Here is a 2,143-nt window from a genome sequence, read left to right as displayed (position 1 = left end):
AGCGACTTGGCATCTTGATGCCCTCCTCAATACGGTACGTTGGGGGTGAGATCGACGGTCTTGACGCTGCCGTTGGCGAGCTGTCGGACGGCATCGAGGACGGCCGGGTCGTTCGGAAACAGGTACATGCGATGCTGCGGGTCGAGGGCGAGCCGGATCCTGCCCGTGCGGATGCGGTGGTGCAGCCAGGCCTGGGACACACCGACGACCTCGGCGACCTCGGGCAGGGTCAGCGCGCCGGCCACGCGCCGCCGCATTTCTGGCCGGTATCGAATGCCCTGAGCGAGACGAAGTTTGCGGATCGTGCTGAGGAGCACGCGGCGGCCGTGGTCGAGGTGGTGGCCCTGGGCGTCAAGGGCTTCGACGATCGCCGCGTCCGAGGCGCCCGCGCGGGCCATCTCGGCGACGAGGCGCTCGATCGTACCAATGCCCGACAACTCGCGCAGCGCATGGCCGCCAGTATCGGCAACGAACTCGCTCCAGTCGCCGCCAACCCATACCACGCGGACCGCCACGCGGTCGGCGGCGGTGCGCTCGAGGACCACCTTGTCGACGAGGCATCGCAGGAGCGCTTTGCGCTGCCCGGGCATGAGTCGTGGGTCCGCCCAGAGGGGCGGCAAGGTTTCCCCAATCTCCGTTAGGGCGGCGCGCAGTTCGAGCTGGCACGATCCTGCCTGGCCCGCAGGGGCACCGCGCGCTGCTGCCTCACGCTCACCTTTCGCAAGCGCCTCCTCCCCGGCGCGCAGCTCCAGGAGCGCCGCCTCCCACCGGCGTTCGAGTTCCGCCGCGACGAGCCGGTTGTCCGGATCGACCTTGCCGAACTGACGCTCCGCCAGGAGTGCCCGGTATCGGAGCCGCTCGACCTGCTGCGCTGCAGCCTGCCGCAAGGCCGCGTTATTCTCGCGCCGCGTTGCCTCTGCCCGCTCGAACGCGTCCACCTCCGCGGGCGCGACCGCTTCGAGGAACGCCGCGACGACGAGCGCGTCGATGGGGGAGGCGATCACGTTCTGGCAGCGGGGCAGCCCGCGATCCTGCTCGAGACTGCGGCAGATATAGCGCGGCCGGTTATGGTACTGGACCGTCATCTTTCGGCCGCAGGCACCGCAGTGAACGAGGCCGTGCAGCATGGCTGCGCCATCGCGGGGAGCGCCGCGCGTGCCCAAACGGCGGTAGTCGGCGTGGTTGTCCCCGAGCCTGGCCACAATCGCCTCATACGTGTCCCAACCGATGTAGGGAGGATAGCGGTCCGGGACGACGATCCGCCATTCGGCTCGCGGACGCTTGCGAACCCTCGCCCGGCTGCCGTCGGGTGGTCGCGCGCAGGCCGTCCTGCCGTAGACGAAGGCTCCGGCATAGGCCGGGTTGGTGAGGATGCGGCAGATCGCGTGTTTCGTCGGCGACCGCCAGCAGAGCCCACCCTGTGGCCCTTCGCGGCGCGGCAAAGTGAGGCCGCGGGCTAGAAAGATCCGCAGCACTGCCTGCGCCGAACGGCGCTCGAGAAAGGTTGCGAACACGAGCCGGAGCCGGGCCTCGACCTCCTGGTCCGGCGTGATGACGACGATGCCCGAAGGGTCACGCTCGAGCCCGACCGGCAACGGCAGGGCAAGCTCGCCGCGGGTCGCTTTAGCGAGGAGGCCTGCCGTCAAGCGCCCCCGCAGCGTATGCATCTCGACCTCCGAGATCGTACCCTTGAGGCCGAGGAGGAGCCGCCCATTACCTGTGGCCGGGTCGTAGACGCCGTCCCGGTCGGCAATGAGGCAGCGACGATAACCGCAGAGGTCGAGCAGCGGATACCAGTCCGAGCAGTTCCGCGTCAGCCGGGTCACCTCGTAGGAGAGGACGATCCCGACCTCACCCAGGCCGACCCGGGCGAGCAGATCTTTGAACCCTGACCGGTTCGCCGCCGTCGTGCCGCTCTCGCCTAAATCCTGGTCGATCACATCGACGTCCGCCTCGTGCCAGCCGAGCTCAACGGCGCGCTGGCGGAGCGCGTACTGGAGGCGGGTGCTCTCCCCGTTGCTCAGCACCTGATGGGCTGTGGACTGGCGGATGTAAATCAGCGCCCGCCGGGCGAGGTGGTCCGGCGTGATGAGTTCGGAGTGCATCGCCTACCTCCCGCAATACCGACGCGAGTGCGGTGACG

At 68.9% G+C, this 2,143-nt stretch carries 1 protein-coding gene; it reads right to left on the bottom strand.

Translation table 11 applies throughout. The features are described 5' to 3' along the window. Positions 1-26: 26 nt before the first annotated feature. Positions 27-2,105 carry a recombinase family protein gene (locus QWZ14_RS29300; protein ID WP_290320604.1) on the bottom strand — a complete coding sequence of 693 codons (2,079 nt, stop codon included), beginning with the start codon at positions 2,103-2,105 and terminating at the stop codon, positions 27-29. Between the last annotated feature and the right edge of the window lie 38 nt (positions 2,106-2,143).

The organism is Paeniroseomonas aquatica (assembly GCF_030409335.1).
GTDB classification, from domain to species: domain Bacteria; phylum Pseudomonadota; class Alphaproteobacteria; order Acetobacterales; family Acetobacteraceae; genus Belnapia; species Belnapia aquatica.
Note: the sequence above shows the minus strand (reverse complement) of the source record. Positions and strands in the feature narration are given on the sequence as shown.